15 protein-coding genes are annotated in these 18,883 nt (G+C 37.7%); 4 read left to right on the top strand and 11 right to left on the bottom strand.

What is annotated here, in order from left to right:
- Positions 1-43: 43 nt before the first annotated feature.
- Positions 44-322, bottom strand: coding sequence for an HU family DNA-binding protein (locus PREBIDRAFT_RS03000; protein ID WP_004338435.1), 279 nt, complete (start codon positions 320-322; stop codon positions 44-46).
- Between the two features lie 182 nt (positions 323-504).
- On the opposite strand from PREBIDRAFT_RS03000, the gene coaW reads away from it, so the two are divergent.
- Entirely contained in the window at positions 505-1,353 is an 849-nt protein-coding gene (gene coaW / locus PREBIDRAFT_RS02995) for a type II pantothenate kinase (protein ID WP_004338432.1), read from the top strand.
- Positions 1,354-1,421: 68 nt separating this feature from the next.
- Here the strand turns inward: coaW and PREBIDRAFT_RS02990 are convergent, their stop codons facing one another.
- The 6 genes from PREBIDRAFT_RS02990 to PREBIDRAFT_RS02965 form a co-directional block, all read right to left on the bottom strand.
- On the bottom strand, positions 1,422-3,191 hold the full coding sequence (locus PREBIDRAFT_RS02990; protein ID WP_004338430.1) for a DEAD/DEAH box helicase: 1,770 nt from the start codon (positions 3,189-3,191) through the stop codon (positions 1,422-1,424).
- Between the two features lie 76 nt (positions 3,192-3,267).
- Positions 3,268-4,485 (bottom strand): LptF/LptG family permease, encoded by a 1,218-nt coding sequence (locus PREBIDRAFT_RS02985; RefSeq protein WP_004338428.1) that lies wholly within the window; start codon positions 4,483-4,485, stop codon positions 3,268-3,270.
- Positions 4,486-4,504: 19 nt separating this feature from the next.
- Complete coding sequence (tgt, locus tag PREBIDRAFT_RS02980; protein ID WP_004338426.1) at positions 4,505-5,632, bottom strand: tRNA guanosine(34) transglycosylase Tgt; 1,128 nt, start codon at positions 5,630-5,632, stop codon at positions 4,505-4,507.
- Positions 5,633-8,101, bottom strand: coding sequence for an endopeptidase La (gene lon / locus PREBIDRAFT_RS02975; protein ID WP_004338424.1), 2,469 nt, complete (start codon positions 8,099-8,101; stop codon positions 5,633-5,635).
- Between the two features lie 82 nt (positions 8,102-8,183).
- Positions 8,184-8,888, bottom strand: coding sequence for a tRNA1(Val) (adenine(37)-N6)-methyltransferase (locus PREBIDRAFT_RS02970; RefSeq protein ID WP_004338422.1), 705 nt, complete (start codon positions 8,886-8,888; stop codon positions 8,184-8,186).
- A 5-nt stretch (positions 8,889-8,893) separates the two neighbouring features.
- A complete protein-coding gene (locus tag PREBIDRAFT_RS02965) occupies positions 8,894-9,922 on the bottom strand; it encodes a diacylglycerol/lipid kinase family protein (RefSeq protein ID WP_004338419.1) in 1,029 nt (342 codons plus the stop codon).
- A 207-nt stretch (positions 9,923-10,129) separates the two neighbouring features.
- Between PREBIDRAFT_RS02965 and spt the strand changes: the two genes are divergently transcribed.
- The 3 genes from spt to PREBIDRAFT_RS02950 all read left to right on the top strand — a co-directional run bounded on the left by spt (position 10,130) and on the right by PREBIDRAFT_RS02950 (position 14,012).
- Positions 10,130-11,320: a serine palmitoyltransferase gene (spt, locus tag PREBIDRAFT_RS02960; RefSeq protein ID WP_004338417.1), complete on the top strand. Its 1,191-nt coding sequence runs from the start codon at positions 10,130-10,132 to the stop codon at positions 11,318-11,320.
- Positions 11,321-11,576: 256 nt separating this feature from the next.
- Positions 11,577-12,734: a penicillin-binding transpeptidase domain-containing protein gene (locus PREBIDRAFT_RS02955; RefSeq protein ID WP_004338416.1), complete on the top strand. Its 1,158-nt coding sequence runs from the start codon at positions 11,577-11,579 to the stop codon at positions 12,732-12,734.
- Positions 12,735-12,791: 57 nt separating this feature from the next.
- Positions 12,792-14,012 carry an L-serine ammonia-lyase gene (locus PREBIDRAFT_RS02950; protein ID WP_004338414.1) on the top strand — a complete coding sequence of 407 codons (1,221 nt, stop codon included), beginning with the start codon at positions 12,792-12,794 and terminating at the stop codon, positions 14,010-14,012.
- A gap of 124 nt (positions 14,013-14,136) precedes the next feature.
- Here PREBIDRAFT_RS02950 and pncB read toward each other — a convergent pair whose 3' ends face one another.
- From pncB to PREBIDRAFT_RS02930, 4 genes are read right to left on the bottom strand one after another with little or no spacing between them, the layout of a single operon-like run.
- Complete coding sequence (pncB, locus tag PREBIDRAFT_RS02945) at positions 14,137-15,342, bottom strand: nicotinate phosphoribosyltransferase (RefSeq protein ID WP_004339146.1); 1,206 nt, start codon at positions 15,340-15,342, stop codon at positions 14,137-14,139.
- Positions 15,343-15,380: 38 nt separating this feature from the next.
- Positions 15,381-16,394 carry a methionyl-tRNA formyltransferase gene (gene fmt / locus PREBIDRAFT_RS02940; RefSeq protein WP_004338410.1) on the bottom strand — a complete coding sequence of 338 codons (1,014 nt, stop codon included), beginning with the start codon at positions 16,392-16,394 and terminating at the stop codon, positions 15,381-15,383.
- A gap of 47 nt (positions 16,395-16,441) precedes the next feature.
- Positions 16,442-18,256, bottom strand: coding sequence for a chloride channel protein (locus PREBIDRAFT_RS02935; protein WP_004338408.1), 1,815 nt, complete (start codon positions 18,254-18,256; stop codon positions 16,442-16,444).
- Positions 18,257-18,277: 21 nt separating this feature from the next.
- Positions 18,278-18,847, bottom strand: coding sequence for an L-threonylcarbamoyladenylate synthase (locus tag PREBIDRAFT_RS02930; protein ID WP_004338407.1), 570 nt, complete (start codon positions 18,845-18,847; stop codon positions 18,278-18,280).
- Positions 18,848-18,883 lie beyond the last annotated feature (36 nt).

The raw sequence follows: 18,883 nt of genomic DNA, 5'->3' as shown, positions 1-18,883 counted from the left end.
GGCATAGCTTTAAAATGTTTAAATTGTTATTATTATATTATTTTTATTTCTTCATATCCTCAATAAAAGTCTTAGCAGGCTTAAAACTTGGGAAGTCATGAGCAGGAATAGTAATCGTAGTGTTCTTTGAAATATTACGAGCTGTTTTTTCTGCACGATGCTTTACAATGAAGCTGCCGAAACCACGTAGGTATACATTTTCTTTCTTATCAAGAAGGCTATCTTTAATAGCATCCATGAAAGACTCGACAACGGCTGAAACATCTTTCTTAGAGATGCCTGTTTCTGTAGCAATCTCGTTTATGATATCTGCTTTAGTCATTTTGATTTTATTGTTTTATAATTTATTTCTTAACTTACTTATCGTAACGGTGTGCAAAGGTATTCATTTTCAGCTAAATATGGAAATCTTTTTTGCTATTTTTTGGAAAATCTATGAACATTATTTCTTTATTCTCATGAATTTTGTAACTTTGCCTTGCTATATATGAAAACATTAGACAGATGAAAATATCAATAGGTATAGATGTGGGAATTTCTACTACTAAGATTGTAGGAATTCAAAATGGAAAGGTAGTAAAGCCTACGCGCATCAGAGCTACCGACCCTATTACTTCACTTTATGGTGCATTTGGTAAATATCTATATGACAATAAGATAGATCTTTCAGTAATAGATAAAGTTATGCTAACGGGGGTAGGGGCTGCATATATCAACAAACCAGTATATGGGCTGCCAACTTATAAGGCAGATGAGTTTCTTGCAGATGGACTTGGTGCTCAATATGAGTCGAATTTGCAGAGAATGATAGTTGTCTCTATGGGGACTGGAACCTCTTTAGTAAGATGCGAAGGAAGTGAGATAAAACATATAGGTGGTATTGGTATTGGTGGAGGTACTTTGAGTGGATTATCGCGTTTATTGTTGCAAACCGATGATGTTCATGATTTAGTTTCTTTAGCTATGAAGGGGGATATATCACATATCAACCTTCAAATTAAGGATATTTCGTCAAAGCCTTTACCAGGGTTACCTATGGATGCTACAGCTTCGCTTTTTGCAAATGCACAGGCTACCGCTAGTAGAGAAGATATAGCATTGGGGCTAATATGTATGGTATTACAGTCAATTGGATCAGCAACTATCCTTAGCGCACTAAACACAGATATAAGGGATTTTGTATTGATAGGAAATCTTACACTATTACCACAGTGTAAATATATTTTCCCTTTAATGGAAAAAATATATGATGTGCGTTTCCTTATTCCAAAATATTCAGAGTTTTGCACTACTATTGGAGTCGCATTGCAAGCTGATATGATAGACAAAGATGATAAAAGTAGGATTCTATAACGTTATCTTTACCGCATAAGAAAATAGTAATGGGTAACTTCACACATATAGAAGTTACCCATTACTATTTATTTCTTACCAAATCCTTTCAGCCATTTCAAAGGCTTTTTGATCAATGCTTTTATGCCACTTTCTTTTGGCGCATTGTTAGGAAGTTCTTCACGAATATCATATTTTGTGCTTCTTCTTGGCTTCTGATTGTCTTGATCAAAACGCTTTTTATTCTGCTTCTTCTTAGGCTTATTGTTATTCTTTGTTTTAGCCTCTTTGTTTTCAGCATTATTTACCTGTTTACGCTCATTGTTATTAGCCTGCTTATTATTATGCTTGATATTATTTTCACGAGCCTTATTATTCTTTTCTGAAGCTCCATTATTTTTTTCACGAAGTTCATTATTGCCTTTTGGGTCTTTGTTACGTCTTTGCTTTTGACGATTGTTATTACGCGACTTGCCTTGTTCTGCTGTAGCACCAACCTCTGGAATGTTGCCTTTATCTTGAACTTTTTCAGACTTTTTCTCAGAAGTTTGTGGCTTATGTTGCTCTTTTTCGTCAGTAGGTGCTGGTTGCTCTTGACGGTTCTTTACACGGCGATAGTTACTCTTTTTATCCTTGTGGCTTTGTTGATCGCGATCGTGACGACGACGGTTTTTAGCTTTTTTATTTTTGCTTGGTCTACCATTCGATTTGTATTCAGGACCTTCGCCTAAAGCTTCAGGTAATCTATTTTTCTCTATTGTCTTCTCTAAGAACGACTCTATCTGTTGGAAGTAATAAATATCATCTCCATTGACGAAAGTAATGGCAACACCATCACGGTCAGCTCTAGCTGTACGCCCAATACGATGAACATAATCTTCAACATCGTGGGGTACATCATAGTTGATTACCATTGTAATGTCGTCAATATCAATACCACGTGCAACAATATCGGTTGCAACAAGTACATCTATTTGTCCACTCTTAAACTTGAACATTACATCATCGCGCTGTGCTTGATCCAAATCAGAATGCATTTCACCGCAATTAATATGCTTTCTATTTAATGAAGAAGCAATTTGCTTAACCTTCTGTTTTGAACCAGAGAAGATGATAACACGGTGCAAATCGCCAGCTTTAAAGATATCCTTGATTATCTCTATTTTCTGAGTTTCATAACAAACATAAGCAGACTGTTGTATCTTTTCTGCTGGTTTGCTGACTGCTAATTTCACCATCTCGGGCTCTTTTAGCAAAGTTTTTGCAAGATCCTCTATCTTGCTAGGCATAGTAGCCGAGAACATAATAGTTTGGCAAGTACTTGGAAGTTTCTTTGCAATAGTCTTAATATCTTCTGAGAAGCCCATATCAAGCATACGGTCAGCCTCATCTAAAACGAAGAAGCTTACTTTTGATAAATCAACATTTCCTAGAGAAATATGTGAAATAAAGCGACCTGGTGTTGCTATAATAACATCAGCTCCTAACGCAAGACTCTTAATCTCTTGATCGTAACGGTTACCATCATTACCACCATAGACTGCTACGCAAGATACTCCATTCAGATAATAAGAGAATCCCTGCATACCTTGGTCAATCTGTTGTGCCAACTCGCGTGTTGGAGACATAATAAGACAGTTGATAGCATCCTCTGGATAACCACCATCAGCAAGTTTTGAAAGAATAGGTAGGAGGTAAGCTGCTGTCTTACCTGTACCAGTTTGTGCTACGGCAAGGATATCCTTACCTTTTAAAATGTGAGGAATACACTGTTCTTGAACAGGTGTACACTCATCAAAATGCATATCGTATAATGCGTCAAGCACATTATCATTTAAATCTAATTCATCAAAATACATAAGTTACTTTGTTGTTGTGCCACCGTTATCCTCGCTTTTTGGTGACAAATATTTTTTTAAATTTCTTTTTCTAGCATTAGCTAGGTGCATATCTATAGCAATAATATGCTATAAAGGCAAAAATTACGTTAGGTATCCATGCAGCTAATATTGGTGGAGTATTAGCTTGTATAGCAAACGTTGCCGACACTGTTTGCAACAAGATATAGCCAAAACTCAATCCTAAACCGATACCTAAGTATAATCCCATTCCACCTTTACGCTTTCTTGCAGATAATGACAAGCCTATAATAGTAAGAATGAAAGCAGAGAACGACATGGCTATTCGTTTATGGAACTCTATCTCATATTGTACTACATTGCTTGCTCCTCTGCTTGTTTGCTTAGAGATATAGTTAAGTAGTTCAGGCGAGGTAAATGTTTCTTGTTGCCCTTTTGAATAAACTAAATCGGTTGGCTCCATTAAAAGCATGGTATCTTTCTCAGTACCAGTTGTAATATGCTCTTTTAAGCCACGTAGTATACGGATCTTGTAATTGCTTACTTTCCAATGATACTTAGTATCTGCTACCGTATCATATTGTATTTCCATAGCTGTCATGTGGCTTACGATCTTCTTATTCTCAAACTTTACTAAAGAGAACCCATACCCACGTTTGTAATGATCATCATAGTGCTGAATATACGCTACTGTATTCTTTGCCACTTGTAACTGAACATTTTCAGCTGAAGTATTTTTTTTGTTATTACGATACAGCGACTCAAAATTTTGTCTTATCACTGTTCCATGAGGAATAACAAAGCTATTCAGATAGAAAGTAAGAACAGAAATGAGAATACATGAAATCATGTAAGGGCGCATTAATCGCTTAAACGATACACCAGCAGCTAACATTGCTATTACTTCCGAATTACCTGCAAGCTTTGAGGTAAAGAATATTACCGCAATAAATACAAATAAAGGCGAAAACAAATTAGAATAATAAGGAATAAAATTAGCGTAGTAATCGAAGATTATCGCACGCCATGGCGCGTGATATTGCGTGAACTTTGAAAGATTTTCATTAAAGTCGAACACAATAGCAATAGAGATGATCAATAGAATCGCAAAGATATAGGTACCTATAAACTTCTTAATAATGTACCAATCAAGTGTTCCTATCCAATTGGAAGGGAGCAAATGCTTCGCTACTTCCCATACTTTCCGTAAAAAAGGAAGCTTGTTGAAAACCTTTTTCTTCAGTCCTTGTAGAAAGCTTTTAATGATACTTATAATCTTCTTAATCTGTTGCATAATCTCAAGAATACGACCACTAAATTCTTCGTCCTAACTGTTCTATGATAGATGTTTTCCATTGAACAAAATCACCTGCCTCAATATGCTGTCGTGCATCTGTTACAAGGCGCAAATAAAAGGCAAGATTGTGAATACTAGCTATCTGCATAGCTAATAGTTCACCAGCCTTAAATAGATGGTGTAGATAAGCCTTTGTTGTTATCACATCAATATCACAACCATCTGGATCGACAGGGGAGAAATCGGCTTCCCATTTCTTATTGCGCATGTTCATTGTACCGTTATATGTAAATAGCATAGCATTACGCCCATTACGTGTTGGCATAACGCAATCGAACATATCTACACCACGCTCAATAGCTTCTAAGATATTCTGTGGTGTTCCCACTCCCATCAAGTAGCGAGGCTTGTCTTTAGGGAGAATTTCGTTTACCACTTCTATCATTTCATACATCACCTCCGTAGGTTCACCTACGGCTAATCCACCAATAGCATTACCATCAGCCCCTTTATCGGCAACAAATTTTGCTGCTTCTTGACGTAAATCCTTATAAGTACAACCTTGTACTATAGGAAAAAGACTCTGACTATATCCATAAAGTGGAGCTGTTTCATCTAAGCGTTTAATACAACGATCTAACCAACGCTGGGTTAGTCCGAGACTATTTTTTGCATACTCATACGAACTTTTTCCCGGAGGACATTCATCGAAAGCCATTATAATATCTGCTCCGATAATGCGCTCGGTATCCATCACACCCTCTGGAGTGAAGAAGTGCTTAGAGCCATCTATATGACTTCTAAACTCACAACCCTCCTCCGATAGTTTACGAATACCTGTTAAAGAAAATACTTGAAAGCCACCCGAGTCGGTAAGAATAGGACGCTCCCAACCATTAAATTTATGTAAACCTCCAGCAGATTTCAATATATCAAGTCCTGGTCGGAGATAAAGATGATAGGTATTACCCAAAATAATTTGAGCTTTTACCTGCTTTCTTAACTCTTCGAAATGAACACCTTTTACCGACCCTACCGTACCCACAGGCATAAAGATAGGAGTTTTTATCTGTCCATGGTCAGTAGTAATGATACCAGCTCTAGCATTACTGGCAGTGTCTGTATGTTGAAGTTCAAATTTCATTTATTTCTTTTCTTTTTCTTCTTCTTCGATAGTAAAGTCTATAGGACTATCTACCTTCTCATCACTAAGTGCAAAGTCCCACACTTGTTGTACATTTTCAACATAGTGGAAAGTAAGTCCCTTACGGTAAACCTCTTGTATTTCCTCTATATCTTTTTGGTTCAAAGAACACATTACTATATCAGTAATACCAGCACGTTTAGCAGCTAAGATTTTCTCTTTGATACCTCCCACAGGTAGAACCTTGCCACGAAGGGTTATCTCTCCAGTCATTGCAGTATTCTTACGTACCTTGCGCTGGGTAAGGGCAGAGGCAATACTAGTAGCAATGGTTATGCCAGCAGAAGGGCCGTCTTTAGGGGTTGCACCCTCTGGAACATGGATATGAATATTCCATTGTTCAAGCACTCGATAGTCAACCCCCAATTTATTAATATGTGCCTTTACATATTCTAATGCTATGATTGCTGATTCTTTCATAACATCACCAAGATTACCTGTGATAGTTAACTTACCAGGCTTTCCTTTTGATAATGATGTTTCGACAAACAAAATCTCACCACCAACACTTGTCCATGCCAAACCTGTTACTACGCCAGCATACTCATTACCTTGATAAATATCGCGTGAGAAAGGTGGCTTACCAATCAAGTCCTCTATATTAGCTGGAGTAATCTTGTTATAGAGCATTACATCATCAAGTGCTTGCTTGTAAGCTATCTTACGAAGTGCTTTATTTATCTGCTTTTCTAGCTGACGAACCCCACTCTCACGTGTATAACTTTCAATTATTTTCTCAAGTGCTGCCTTTGCAAATTTTGGCTGAACATCTAATGTGTTAAGACCTGTATTTTCAAGTTCTTTAGGTATTAAATGGCGTTTTGCTATTTCTATCTTTTCCTCTGTGATATAGCCCGATACATTAATAATTTCCATACGATCGAGCAATGGTTGAGGAATAGTGTTCAGATCGTTTGCTGTTGCAATAAACAACACTTTTGAAAGATCATAGTCTAAGTCGAGATAATTATCATGAAAAGCATTGTTTTGTTCAGGATCAAGCACCTCAAGCAAGGCAGAAGAAGGATCACCGTTTAATGTATTTTGAGTAACCTTGTCTATTTCATCTAGTATAAAAACAGGATTTGACGCTCCTGCCTTTTGCAAACTCTTTATAATACGACCAGGCATTGCACCTATATAGGTCTTACGATGACCACGAATTTCCGATTCATCATGTACACCACCAAGGGAAACACGTACATACTTACGTTTCAGCGCATCGGCTACGCTCTTGCCAAGACTTGTTTTACCAACTCCTGGTGGTCCATAAAGACAAAGTATAGGCGACTTTAAATTACCACGCAAACGTAACACAGCAATATATTCCAATATACGTTCCTTTACCTTATCCATGCCATAGTGATCCTTATCTAAGATGCGCTTTGCACGTTTTAAGTCAAGATCGTCTTCTGTTACCTCATCCCATGGGAGCGAAACCATTGTTTGTAGGTAATTAATCTGAACGCTATAATCTGGACTTTGTGGGTTGAGAGTATCTAATTTGTCAAGCTCCTTAGTAAAAGTTTTTGCAATTTGCTCCGACCATTTCTTCTTACTAGCTCTCTCGATCAATTCTTTCTTTTCTGGCGAACCTTCACCAGCTCCTAGCTCTTCCTTGATATTCTTTATTTGCTGATGCAAAAAGTATTCACGCTGTTGTTCATCAAGATCCTCTCTTGTTTTCAATCGAATGTCTTGTTGTAGATGCTGATATTGGATTTCACGATTTAATATCCTCATTAAGCCAAACAAACGATCACGAAGAGTGGTTTCCTCAAGAAGCTTCATCTTCTCAGGTGTTGAGATTGGAAGATTGGTTGAAATATAATTGATTGCTGCAATAGGATTGCTAATATTGTCTAATGCAAAAGCAGAGTCGTCTGGTATTTCTTCGTTACCACGAATATACTCCTTAGCCACATTCTTTAGATCCTTTACAGCAGTCTTGAATACTATCTCTTCTTCTTCGCTTATTGTAATATTTTCTGGACTAGCTTCAGTAAAGCCTTTTACAAATGGTTTTGTAGTACTTACATTAGTAAGTTTACATCTACCCAAACCTTGAAGGATAGCCGTACGTGTGCCTTTTTCAAAGTTTGCAGGCATATCAAAAGCACGTACAAAACGAGCATAAATACCTGTTTCGTATAAATCTTGTTGTTTTGGATCGTTTATATTTGGATCTTTCTGACAAAATACAGCAAAGATAGTGTCAGGGTGTTGCTCTAAATATTTTACTAACTTTAGTGTTGGCTTCCTCCCCACAAGAATAGGCGAAAGAATACCTGGAAACATTACCAAATTACGTGTTATAAAGATGGGTACTTCGCCATCTACCTTTACATCAAGTTCTGGCAAGTCGCCTTCGTAATCGGTAAACATTTGAATAGAACTATTTTGTTTCATAGAGTTTTTATCCGAATTTTAGTGTGCAAAGGTACAAAATAAAAACGATTAGGGCTATTTTTTAGAGATCTTTATATCGTGCTTATTTTATATAGAAGTTAGCCGTAAGTTCTTGATACCATGTTGTCCGCTTACCATCTGCCTCATTGAGAATAACCGATTGCTCATTAATAGCAACCTTATCCCTTGTTTTCTGAAAACAGAGCAAACTCCTTTTCGCCTTTTTTGCACTAGGTTTAGTGAAAATATTAACGATGCTATTCACTTGAAAACCACTAAATATGGCTTCTGCCTTAAGAATAGAAACATTCTCTGCTGGAATAATAACCGAGAAGATACCTTTATCTTTTAGAATTTCTTTAGCATAACGCACTAGCTCTGCATACGACAGAGAGTCGGTATGACGAGCTATGGTTCTACTTTCAGATAGCGTTTTTAGTGAATTGATAAAATAGGGTGGGTTACAAACAACAGCATCAAATTCATTAGCATGCTTTTTACCATAAGTTTGCAAAGTTATTTGCTCTATGCTAACTCTTTCTATAAACGAAGAATTCCTTACATTATATAATGCGTCTTTAATAGCATTTTCATCAATATCTATACCTACAACTTTGGAGTTGGGAAATCGTTGTGCCATCATCAAAGCTATAAGCCCAGTGCCTGTGCCAATATCAAGTATGTTCAATCCTCCTTTAGCCCACGCTCCTAGCAGTACACCGTCTGTGCCTACTTTCATAGCACTATGTTCTTGTTCTATGTGAAATTGCTTAAATGAAAATCCCATTTTATTTATATTTTCAACTTATCTAATAGGGAATAATAGAGGCTTTGCATTCTTTTCCCCTTATTATTAACCCCTTGACGCAAATGTCCGAAGCTAGAAAAAACCTCTGATAAAGCTGTTTGAGCAACATTAGGCTTCATATCTTCAATATTGAAAGTTGGGTTCATCACAACGCGAATACCTTTAGGCACAATGCTTATATCTACATCTTGACTAGACTCAATAGGGTCGCCATCAAAATGGATTACCCCAGGTTTCTGTCTATGGATATGTACATGACTACACTTAAATGTTTTTACTTTATCGTTCTTGTCCAAAGTTTTGTTAAACATTTCTATAGCAACTTTTGCAGCATCAACAATACCAAATGGCTCAATGAGCGTAATATCAAGAAGTCCATCACTCATAGTCGCTTGTGGAGCAATATAGGCATTATTACCATATTGTGAAGCATTTGCTGCTGAAATCAAAAAAGCCTTGTGCTTCAAAGTTGCGCCATTGGTTTCTATTTCATACACTTCAGGTTTATAGGATAAGCCCACTTCCAATACTTTCTGTACATATGTCAATGCACCTCTCTTACCAGCTTTGGCAAACTGCATAGAAATAAAAGCGTCAAACCCCATACCACAAGTACAAAAGAAAGGATGATTATTAATAACACCATAGTCGAGACTCTTTATATCACATTGATTAATAATGTCGATACATTTCTTTACATTCATAGGTAAGCAAAGATGGCGAGCTAATCCATTACCCGAACCGCATGGTATTATTGCCATAGCTGTTTTTGTGTTAATAAGCGATCGACCCACTTCGTTGATAGTACCATCGCCTCCCACTGCTACTACTATGTCTACCTTTTCTTCTGTTGCCTGCTTAGCAATAAGCGAGGCATGTCCAGCATATTCTGTATTAACAAATTGATAATCAAACTTTTTTGTGTCAATACCCGCTTTAACATAGGATGGTATTTTGGCTTTGCTAACAGTACCTGATATAGGATTGATAATAAAAATGATTTTTTTCTTCATTTTGAAAAAAGTAGATATAAATTATATGATACAAATGTACAAAAAGCACTCTATATGTTTATTTATAGCTGTCAAAAAAATCATTAAATTCCACTTTTCTTGGCATTTAGGCATCTATATTCATACTAATTTAGTATCTTTGCAACCTAAAATTAAAGTGAAGTATATGTCTATGTGGCGAAAGTGCTACATATTATAAAGTACATAATGGGACAATTACAAGAAAGATTTAAAAGTTACACCCAGCCTCAAGAATACATGAAAGCAGGACTTTATCCTTATTTTCGTGAAATAACAAGTAAGCAAGGCACAGAGGTAACAGATATCGATGGAAAAAATATTTTGATGTTTGGTTCAAACGCTTATACAGGCTTACCAAACGATCCTCGAGTTATTGAAGCTGGATGCAAAGCTATGTTAAAGTACGGTTCGGGCTGTGCGGGTAGTCGTTTCTTGAATGGCACATTAGACTTGCATGTTCAACTAGAAAAAGAATTAGCATCTTTTGTTCATAAAGACGAAACATTGGTATTCTCAACTGGCTTTTCTGTAAATGCTGGTGTGCTGGCTGTTGTCGTTGGTCGTGGTGATTATATCATTTCTGATGATCGCGACCACGCTAGTATCGTTGATGGTCGCCGTTTGAGTTTTGCAACTCAGCTACGCTATAAGCACAACGATATGGACGATCTTGAACGCATCCTACAAAAGCTTCCAGACGAAGCTGTTAAGCTTATCGTTGTAGATGGTGTTTTCTCTATGGAAGGTGATGTTGCTAATCTTCCAAAGATCATAGAGCTAAAAAAGAAGTATAATTGCTCTGTAATGGTAGACGAGGCACATGGTTTGGGAGTATTTGGTAGCCAAGGTCGTGGTGTATGCGATCACTTTGGCTTAACCGAAGAGGTCGATCTTATTATGGGCACATTCTCTAAGAGTTTGGCTTCTATCGGAGGGTTCATAGCTGCAGATAAAGATACCATTAACTTCTTACGCCACAACTGCCGTACATATATCTTCTCGGCAAGTAATACTCCTGCTGCTACTGCATCAGCACTAGAAGCATTGCACATTTTGCAAAGTGAGCCAGAGCGTTTAGAACATCTTTGGAAAGTAACCAACTACGCACTAAAGCGTTTTCGCGAGGAAGGATTCGAGATAGGAGATACAGAGAGTCCTATTATTCCGCTATATGTACGCGATATTCACAAGACTTTCATCGTAACTAAAAAGGCATACGAAGCTGGTGTTTTTATCAATCCAGTAATTCCGCCAGCTTGTGCTCCAAAAGATACGCTCGTACGTTTTGCCCTAATGGCAACACACACTGAAGAGCAAGTAGAACGCGGTGTTCAAGCATTAGCTGAGATATTTAAAGCGGAAGGAATTATTAAATAGATAAGACTTTGCCAAGATAAATAGAAAAGAGAGAGAGAGTATTCTTTACACAAAGGAATTGTCTCTCTCTTTTGCTATGAGAGAGCTTTTGATACGTTTTTATCCAACTTATCAAAGAAAAAATAAGTATTCGATAAATTAATATTATTTAGATAGAAGATAAAAGGGAAGCCCATTTATTATTTGTACATTTGTTGCGTTATTTAGGGCAAAAAGAAAATTAAATGCAAACTTTCATACAAAGATTATTATTTAGATGAACATTATAAAAAAGTGGACAACTTCTTTAAAACTTTTCGTTATAGCCTTAGGACTTTCTTTCTCTTCAACCTCTACCAACGCACAAGAGTTTATCCTAGAAGCACCTACCACCCTTCACCCTTCATTGCAGGAACTTGGCACAGAATTAATGAAAAACAAGACAGGAAGTATTGTTGCTATTAATCCAGCAAATGGAGAAATTATATGTATGGTAACCAATTCTCCATTAGGTAGTAATGAAACATTGGCTGTTGCTACAGCATATCCTCCAGGCTCTGTTATTAAGCCAGCAAACGCACTAACTTTCTTGTCAGAAGGCATTGCTACAGCCAATACTCGGGTAGGATGCACCAATGGCTTTAGAGATGGAAATATTAAGGTGGGATGCCACAAACATTATTCTCCGCTTGCAATGGAAGATGCCATTGCTATATCATGTAATACATGGTTTCTAAAATCATACATAGGTATGCTTAATAATAAGAGGTATGCTTCCAAAGAAATCGCCATTACTGCATGGAATGAATACATGCGTAGTATGGGGCTGGGTAGTCCATTAGGTACTGACATTGCTAACGAAAAAGGAGGATTACTTGCTAATGTTAGCTATCTTAACCGTAGATATAAAAACGGATGGGATGCTAAAACGATTATGTGGGCAGGAATGGGACAAGGCGATATTACCGTAACTCCTTTACAACTTGCCAATCTTGCTGCTTCCATAGCTAATAGAGGATTTTTCTATACTCCTCATATCCATAAAGACTGTGATTGGAACCCTTTATCATCACGTTTCTTAAAGCAACATCAAACAATGGTTTCACCAATTTCCTACAATGTAGTGATTAATGGTATGAGAAAATGTGTTACAAAAGGCACTGCATCAGCTATTAACACACCACTATTTACTATTTGTGGGAAGACAGGTACCGCTGAAAATGCTGGTAAAGATCACTCGGTTTTTATAGGTTTTGCACCAATGACGAATCCTAAAGTAGCTATTTCAGTATATATAGAACATGGAGGCTGGGGATCAGATGTAGCAGCACCCATTGCAGCACTTATTATGGAAAAATACCTAAAGGGAAATCTTTCCGTTAAATCTCAAACAGTAGCAAAACGAATTATTAGCTTAAAAACCACAACGGAATAATATATTTTTGTAATTTTGCGTAGTAGTATTTTAGAAAAAATTAGAAAATAAATAAAAGTGGATTCATTAAGAGAAATTTTTAGAATTGGCATAGGTCCATCAAGTAGTCATACTATGGGACCAAGATGTGCGGCTAAGATCTTTAGCGAGAAGCATACCGATGCTCATCACTTCGAAGTTACACTCTATGGGAGTTTGGCTGCTACTGGTAAAGGGCATATGACAGATACAGCTGTTATTGAACCTTTAAAAGCGGTTGCACCTGTTGAGGTAAAATGGCTTCCAAAGACCTTTTTACCTTATCATCCTAATGGATTAGTGTTCAGAGCGTATAACGAGCGAAATAAAATAACCGACGAATGGACAGTATATAGCGTTGGAGGGGGAGCCTTGTCAGAGGGAAAAGGCGACAAGGATATGTTCAAAGTTAAGCCTGTCTATAAGCTAAGCACTATTAACGAAATTCAGCAATGGTGCGAATCGACAGGAAAAGGCTATTGGGAATATGTTGCTCAATGCGAAGATGAGGACTTTTGGGATTATCTCCGTGAAGTCTGGTATGCTATGAGAGCATCTGTAGAGCGTGGTTTAGATACCGAAGGAGCACTACCAGGACCTTTAAACCTTGCTCGTAAAGCATCTACTTACTATGTTAAAGCTCGTTCTTACAAAGCATCATTGCAGGGTAGGGGATTGGTTTACGCATACGCTTTAGCTGTTAGTGAAGAAAATGCCAGCGGTGGAACCATTGTTACAGCCCCTACTTGTGGTGCCTCTGGTGTGCTTCCTGCTGTCCTTTATCATTTGTCAAATGGACATAATTTTACAGAAACTAAAGTTTTACACGCGCTAGCTACAGCAGGATTATTTGGCAATGTAGCAAAAGCTAATGCTTCTATATCTGGGGCAGAAGTAGGGTGTCAGGGCGAAGTGGGTGTAGCTTGTGCCATGGCTTCGGCTGCTTCATGCCAATTGTTTGGTGGAAGTCCTGCACAAATAGAGTATGCTGCAGAAATGGGATTAGAACATCACTTAGGAATGACTTGCGATCCTGTTTGCGGACTTGTACAAATTCCTTGTATTGAGCGTAATGCCTTTGCGGCTTGTCGTGCTTTAGATGCTCAGTTATATGCCACCTTCAGCGATGGCTTACACCGTGTTTCTTACGATAGCGTTATTCAAGTTATGAAACAAACAGGCCATGATATTCCTTCACTCTATAAGGAAACAAGCACTGGCGGGTTGGCAAAAAGCTATGAAGATACTTTTAGTTTATAATATCAATACTGCATTAGGAGGGGAAAATAATTTCCTCTCTTATTTTTATTATTTATCATAATCGTTATTAGATTTTAAAAAATTACCAAAAGCGTTCTAAAATTTTCCCTTACTATTTCAACCTTTATTCTTCGTAATGAATAAGCTTCATAAAGCGTTCTATAACTTCAGCTTTACCAGTGTGCTTACCTTTATCCTCTGAGATCTTACATGTGTCATTATAATAGGGCCATGACTCTGTAATTTTTACAGCTACCAACTTAATAACAATATTTCTAGGTGTTACACCTTCAAAGTCATTTGTCAAGTGTGTTCCTATACCAAAGGAAGGAATAACTCTATTTTTTGCCACTTTATTTAATTCTATTGCGCGATCAGTATCTAGTGCATTTGAGAATATAACCTGCTTTGTCGCTGGGTCAATACCTAAAGATTTATACTTATTACAAATTTTATCTAGCTGCTCATAATTATCACCAGAGTCTACTCTAAGTCCTTTAAACATATGAGCAAAGTTCTCTGAAAAGTTGTAGGAGAAGATATCCCAACCAAAAGAGTCGTATAAATAGGTTCCTAGCGCACCTCGGAAAGTATGTCGCCAAGCCTCCATAGCAATATGGTTAGCCATTTGTGGACCAAACATTCCCCCAATAGCACAGATAAACTCATGCGCCATAGTGCCTACAGGAGTAATATCATACTTCATTGCCAAATATACATTACTAGTGCCAACAAAGCGACCTTCCCACTGCTTGCTATTTGCACAATCCGTGATAGCCCTAATAGCAGCATCTTCAGCTATCAAACTAGCTCTGCGCCTTGTACCAAAGTCGGAGAACACGCAACCCGACTCTAGCAAACGCTCTGCTTTATGGTAAGTCTTATCATATAGTTCTTGATAATCTAGTTCATCAGCTTGCCCATTAAACATATAGAAAAGCTCTGAAATAATAGCTAAAATTTTTACTTCAAGCAAAATAGTATCTGCCCAAAGTCCCTCTATTTCTAAGTGAAGATGCCCTTCCTCATTTTGCCAAACTTTCACCCACTCACGATGAAAGCGGAAACCACGCAAGTAAGTAAAAAACCATTCTGGTAAGTAAGAACACTTGCGGCGCATGAAATTAATCTCTTCTTCAGTAATGATAACATTCTCTAATAGTTCTATCTGGTGCTTTACTTCCTCGGCAAAGCCATAAGGGTAGATAGTATCATCACGATCTACGAATTGATAACAAACGTGTGCACGCGGATAATTGTCAATTACTGCGCAACACATTGATAACTTATACAAATCATCGTCTGTAAAATGATTGATTATTTGTCTCATTTTTAATCTCGTTTTTAAGGTTGCCAATAAATATTTTCCTATCCTAACTGGTAGCTAGAGATAGCTTGAAAACCATTCAAAAAAGCTTTTACTTCCATTCGTTTCTTACCCGAAATTTGCACATCAAGCAGTTCTAACATGAAATCAGCAGTATTTACATAAAGATGACTTTTCTCTACAACCAAAGACCCTGGCACTCTTGTTGCTTTAATCTCTGTTTTATGCGTGCGAAACACTTTCATAATCATTGGCTGTTTGGGCTGGGCTGCAGTGGTATCTATCAACTGCATCTTCGTCCATGTACCTGGATATGGACTCAAACCACGTACAAAGTCATATACCTTCTTAGCAGGCTGGTTCCAGTTTATTTCACACGTTTCTTTAAATATCTTCGGAGCTTGTGTAGTAGCCTCTGCTTCGTTTTGCTCAATACTGATTTTATCCAATACTGTTTTAAAATCAGTATCAGAATCAGGAATTGTTTCGCAAATAAGATCTATAGTCTTCATTGCCAAATCAGCTCCAAGACACATCAGACCATCGTATACATACTCTACATCAGCATCATCAGGAATAGGAAACTCGTGCTGAAGAATTATCTTACCAGTATCAATATCTTTATCAAGGAAGAAAGTGGTTACACCTGTCTTTGTCTCACCATTAATAATAGCCCAATTAATAGGTGCTGCACCACGATATTGTGGCAAAAGCGCAGCATGCACATTGAAAGTACCAAAGCGTGGCATATCCCAAACTACTTTTGGCAGCATACGAAAAGCCACTACAACTTGTAAATCGGCTTTATATGCAGCTAGTGCAGCATGAAATTCAGGATTTTTCATCTTCTCTGGTTGCAACACAGGAAGGTTGTGCGCTAGTGCGTATTGCTTTACTGGGGGAGCTTGCAACTGCTCTTGATGTCTGCCTACAGGCTTATCGGGTTGTGTTATCACAGCCACAACATTATAATTATTTTCTACTAACGCTTTCAATGACTCCACAGCAAACTCTGGAGTACCCATAAAAACTATGCGAAGATCTTCTTTTCTCATCAAAAATAAAATTAGGATAATTACTGTAAAATAGCTTGTTACCTTAATTATTCTGTACTATAATCGGCTACTAGTTTACGATAGTTATCAAACATTTTAACACGCGATATATATCCCACTAAAACATTATTCACATCAATAACAGGTAAGGTAATAGCACCAGTCTTTTCAAACACCTTCATAACTTCTTCCATCGGATCATTGACGCCAAGAGTTGCTAGTGGCGGGCTCATTAGTTGGCTTACCGTGAAGCGATGATAAAGTTCGGTACGAAACATGATATGACGGATTTTTACAATATCTATTTCGCCTAATAAAACGCCACTATCGTCTAAAACTGGGATATAACTTGTTAGACTTCCACTAATTACATGTATAAGTTTTCCCATCTCCATATCAGGAGAAACAGGCGTATATCTTCTATCAAGCATCTTATCCATTGTCATAAGTGTAAGTACAGAGCGGTCGGTATGATGCGTAAGCAATTTTCCTTGTCGAGCTAAACGCATAGCATAAATACTATGATGCTCGAAAATATTAATCGTCAAATAAGAGCTAATACTTACTATTAATAATGGAATAAAGAGCTGATACCCACCCGTAAGCTCAGCAATTAGAAAAATACCTGTAAGTGGAGCGTGCATAACACCCGACATAAGCGCAGCCATGCCATAAAGCGTAAAGTTCTTCTCGGGAACGTAAAGACCAACTTCTTGCATATTCCACACACGTGAGAAGAAGAAGCCAGCAAAACCTCCTATAAACAAAGTAGGTGCGAAAGTACCTCCACATCCACCAGAACCATTAGTAGCACTAGTAGCAAACACCTTGGTTATCATTACTAGTCCCACATAAAGAACTAAATATTTAGCATTGCCCGCAAACATAGATCCACGTAATACGCTTTGCCAATCTTCTACAGTTTTTCCCTCAATAAATACGCGCATACTATCATAGCCCTCACCATAAAGTGATGGGAATAAGAAAATAAGCGAAGACAGCACAAGCGCACCCACAAGGAGTTTGGTATAAGGATATTTAGAAAGTTTTCCAAAACCATCTTCACACCAAGTCATTACACGCATAAAATAAAGAGAAAGAAAGCCGCAGAAGATACCTAAAAGAATTGTTGCAGGAATACGATGAAGTTGCCATTCGTAATCGACATGAAAGGCGTACATGGAGCTTCCTCCCGTAAATAGATAAGAAAAACAAGTAGCTGTTACTGTTGCTATCAATATGGGTAACAGTGAAGCCATCGTAAGATCTACCATTAAGATCTCAAGTGTGAAAACAAGCCCTGCTATAGGAGCTTTAAAGATAGCCGACACTGCAGCTGCTCCACCACAGCCTACGAGCAACATCAATGTCCTATCGTCTAGTTTAAAGAGTTTTCCAAGATTACTACCTATGGCAGAACCTGTAAGCACAATAGGAGCTTCTGCTCCAACAGATCCACCAAAGCCAATAGTGATAGCTGAAGCCACGATAGAAGTCCAAGTATTATGCCCTTTTATCTTCGACTTGTTAGTTGCCAAAGCGTATAGTACACGGGTAATACCATGCGAAATACTATCGCGAACTACATACTTTATAAACAAGGTTGTAAGCCAAATACCAATAACAGGATAAAGTAGATAAAGCCAGTTAACATTGGTCATCTTAAAGCCTGAGGTAAGCAGCTCCTCTATTTCGCATATCATTGTATGTAAGACATAGGCAGCCACCGATGCCAAAACACCTACTAAAAAGGCAAGAATATATACGAACTGACGATCGGAAATAAACTCTGAACGCCATTTATCGAAACGATCTATTATACCTATTTGCGCTACTGTACTATTATCTTCTGTAATATCCATTTTGAGTGGGTATTTTTTATTTTATTTGCGAATGATATTCACAGTTCCATCAGCACTCAACTTAATGATACTAGAAGGTGTATGTGGTTCGTGTTCCTGACGTCGCGCAAAACAAACATAATCTACGCCCTCTAATATCTCTTGTGAAATATCTCCATAGTTCTGAGCTGCTTGCTCGCCACTTATATTGGCTGATGTGCTAACAATGGCTTTTTGAAAGCGAAAACAAAGCTCGTGTGAGAAAGGCTCTTTGGTAATGCGCATTCCGATAGATCCATCTTCTGCTATCAAATTGGGGGCTAAATTTACAGCATTATCGAGAATGAGCGTTGTAGGCTTAGTAACAGCCTCCATTAATTGCCAAGCCACATCAGGCACATTACGCACATAGCGTTGTAGTCTATTTTCGGAATCGACCAAGCAGATTAAAGCTTTAGAGTCGTCTCTACGTTTCAACTTATATACCTTTGCCACAGCCTCTGGATTAGTAGCATCGCACCCTATTCCCCAAACCGTGTCTGTAGGATAGAGGATTACTCCTCCTTGTCGCATCACTTCTATTGCTTTCTTAATATCGTCTTCTAGTTTCATAATTATCAATAAAAATAAATCACGCAAAGATAAAAT

Source organism: Prevotella bivia DSM 20514 (genome assembly GCF_000262545.1).
GTDB classification, from domain to species: Bacteria; Bacteroidota; Bacteroidia; order Bacteroidales; family Bacteroidaceae; genus Prevotella; species Prevotella bivia.
Note: the sequence above shows the minus strand (reverse complement) of the source record. Positions and strands in the feature narration are given on the sequence as shown.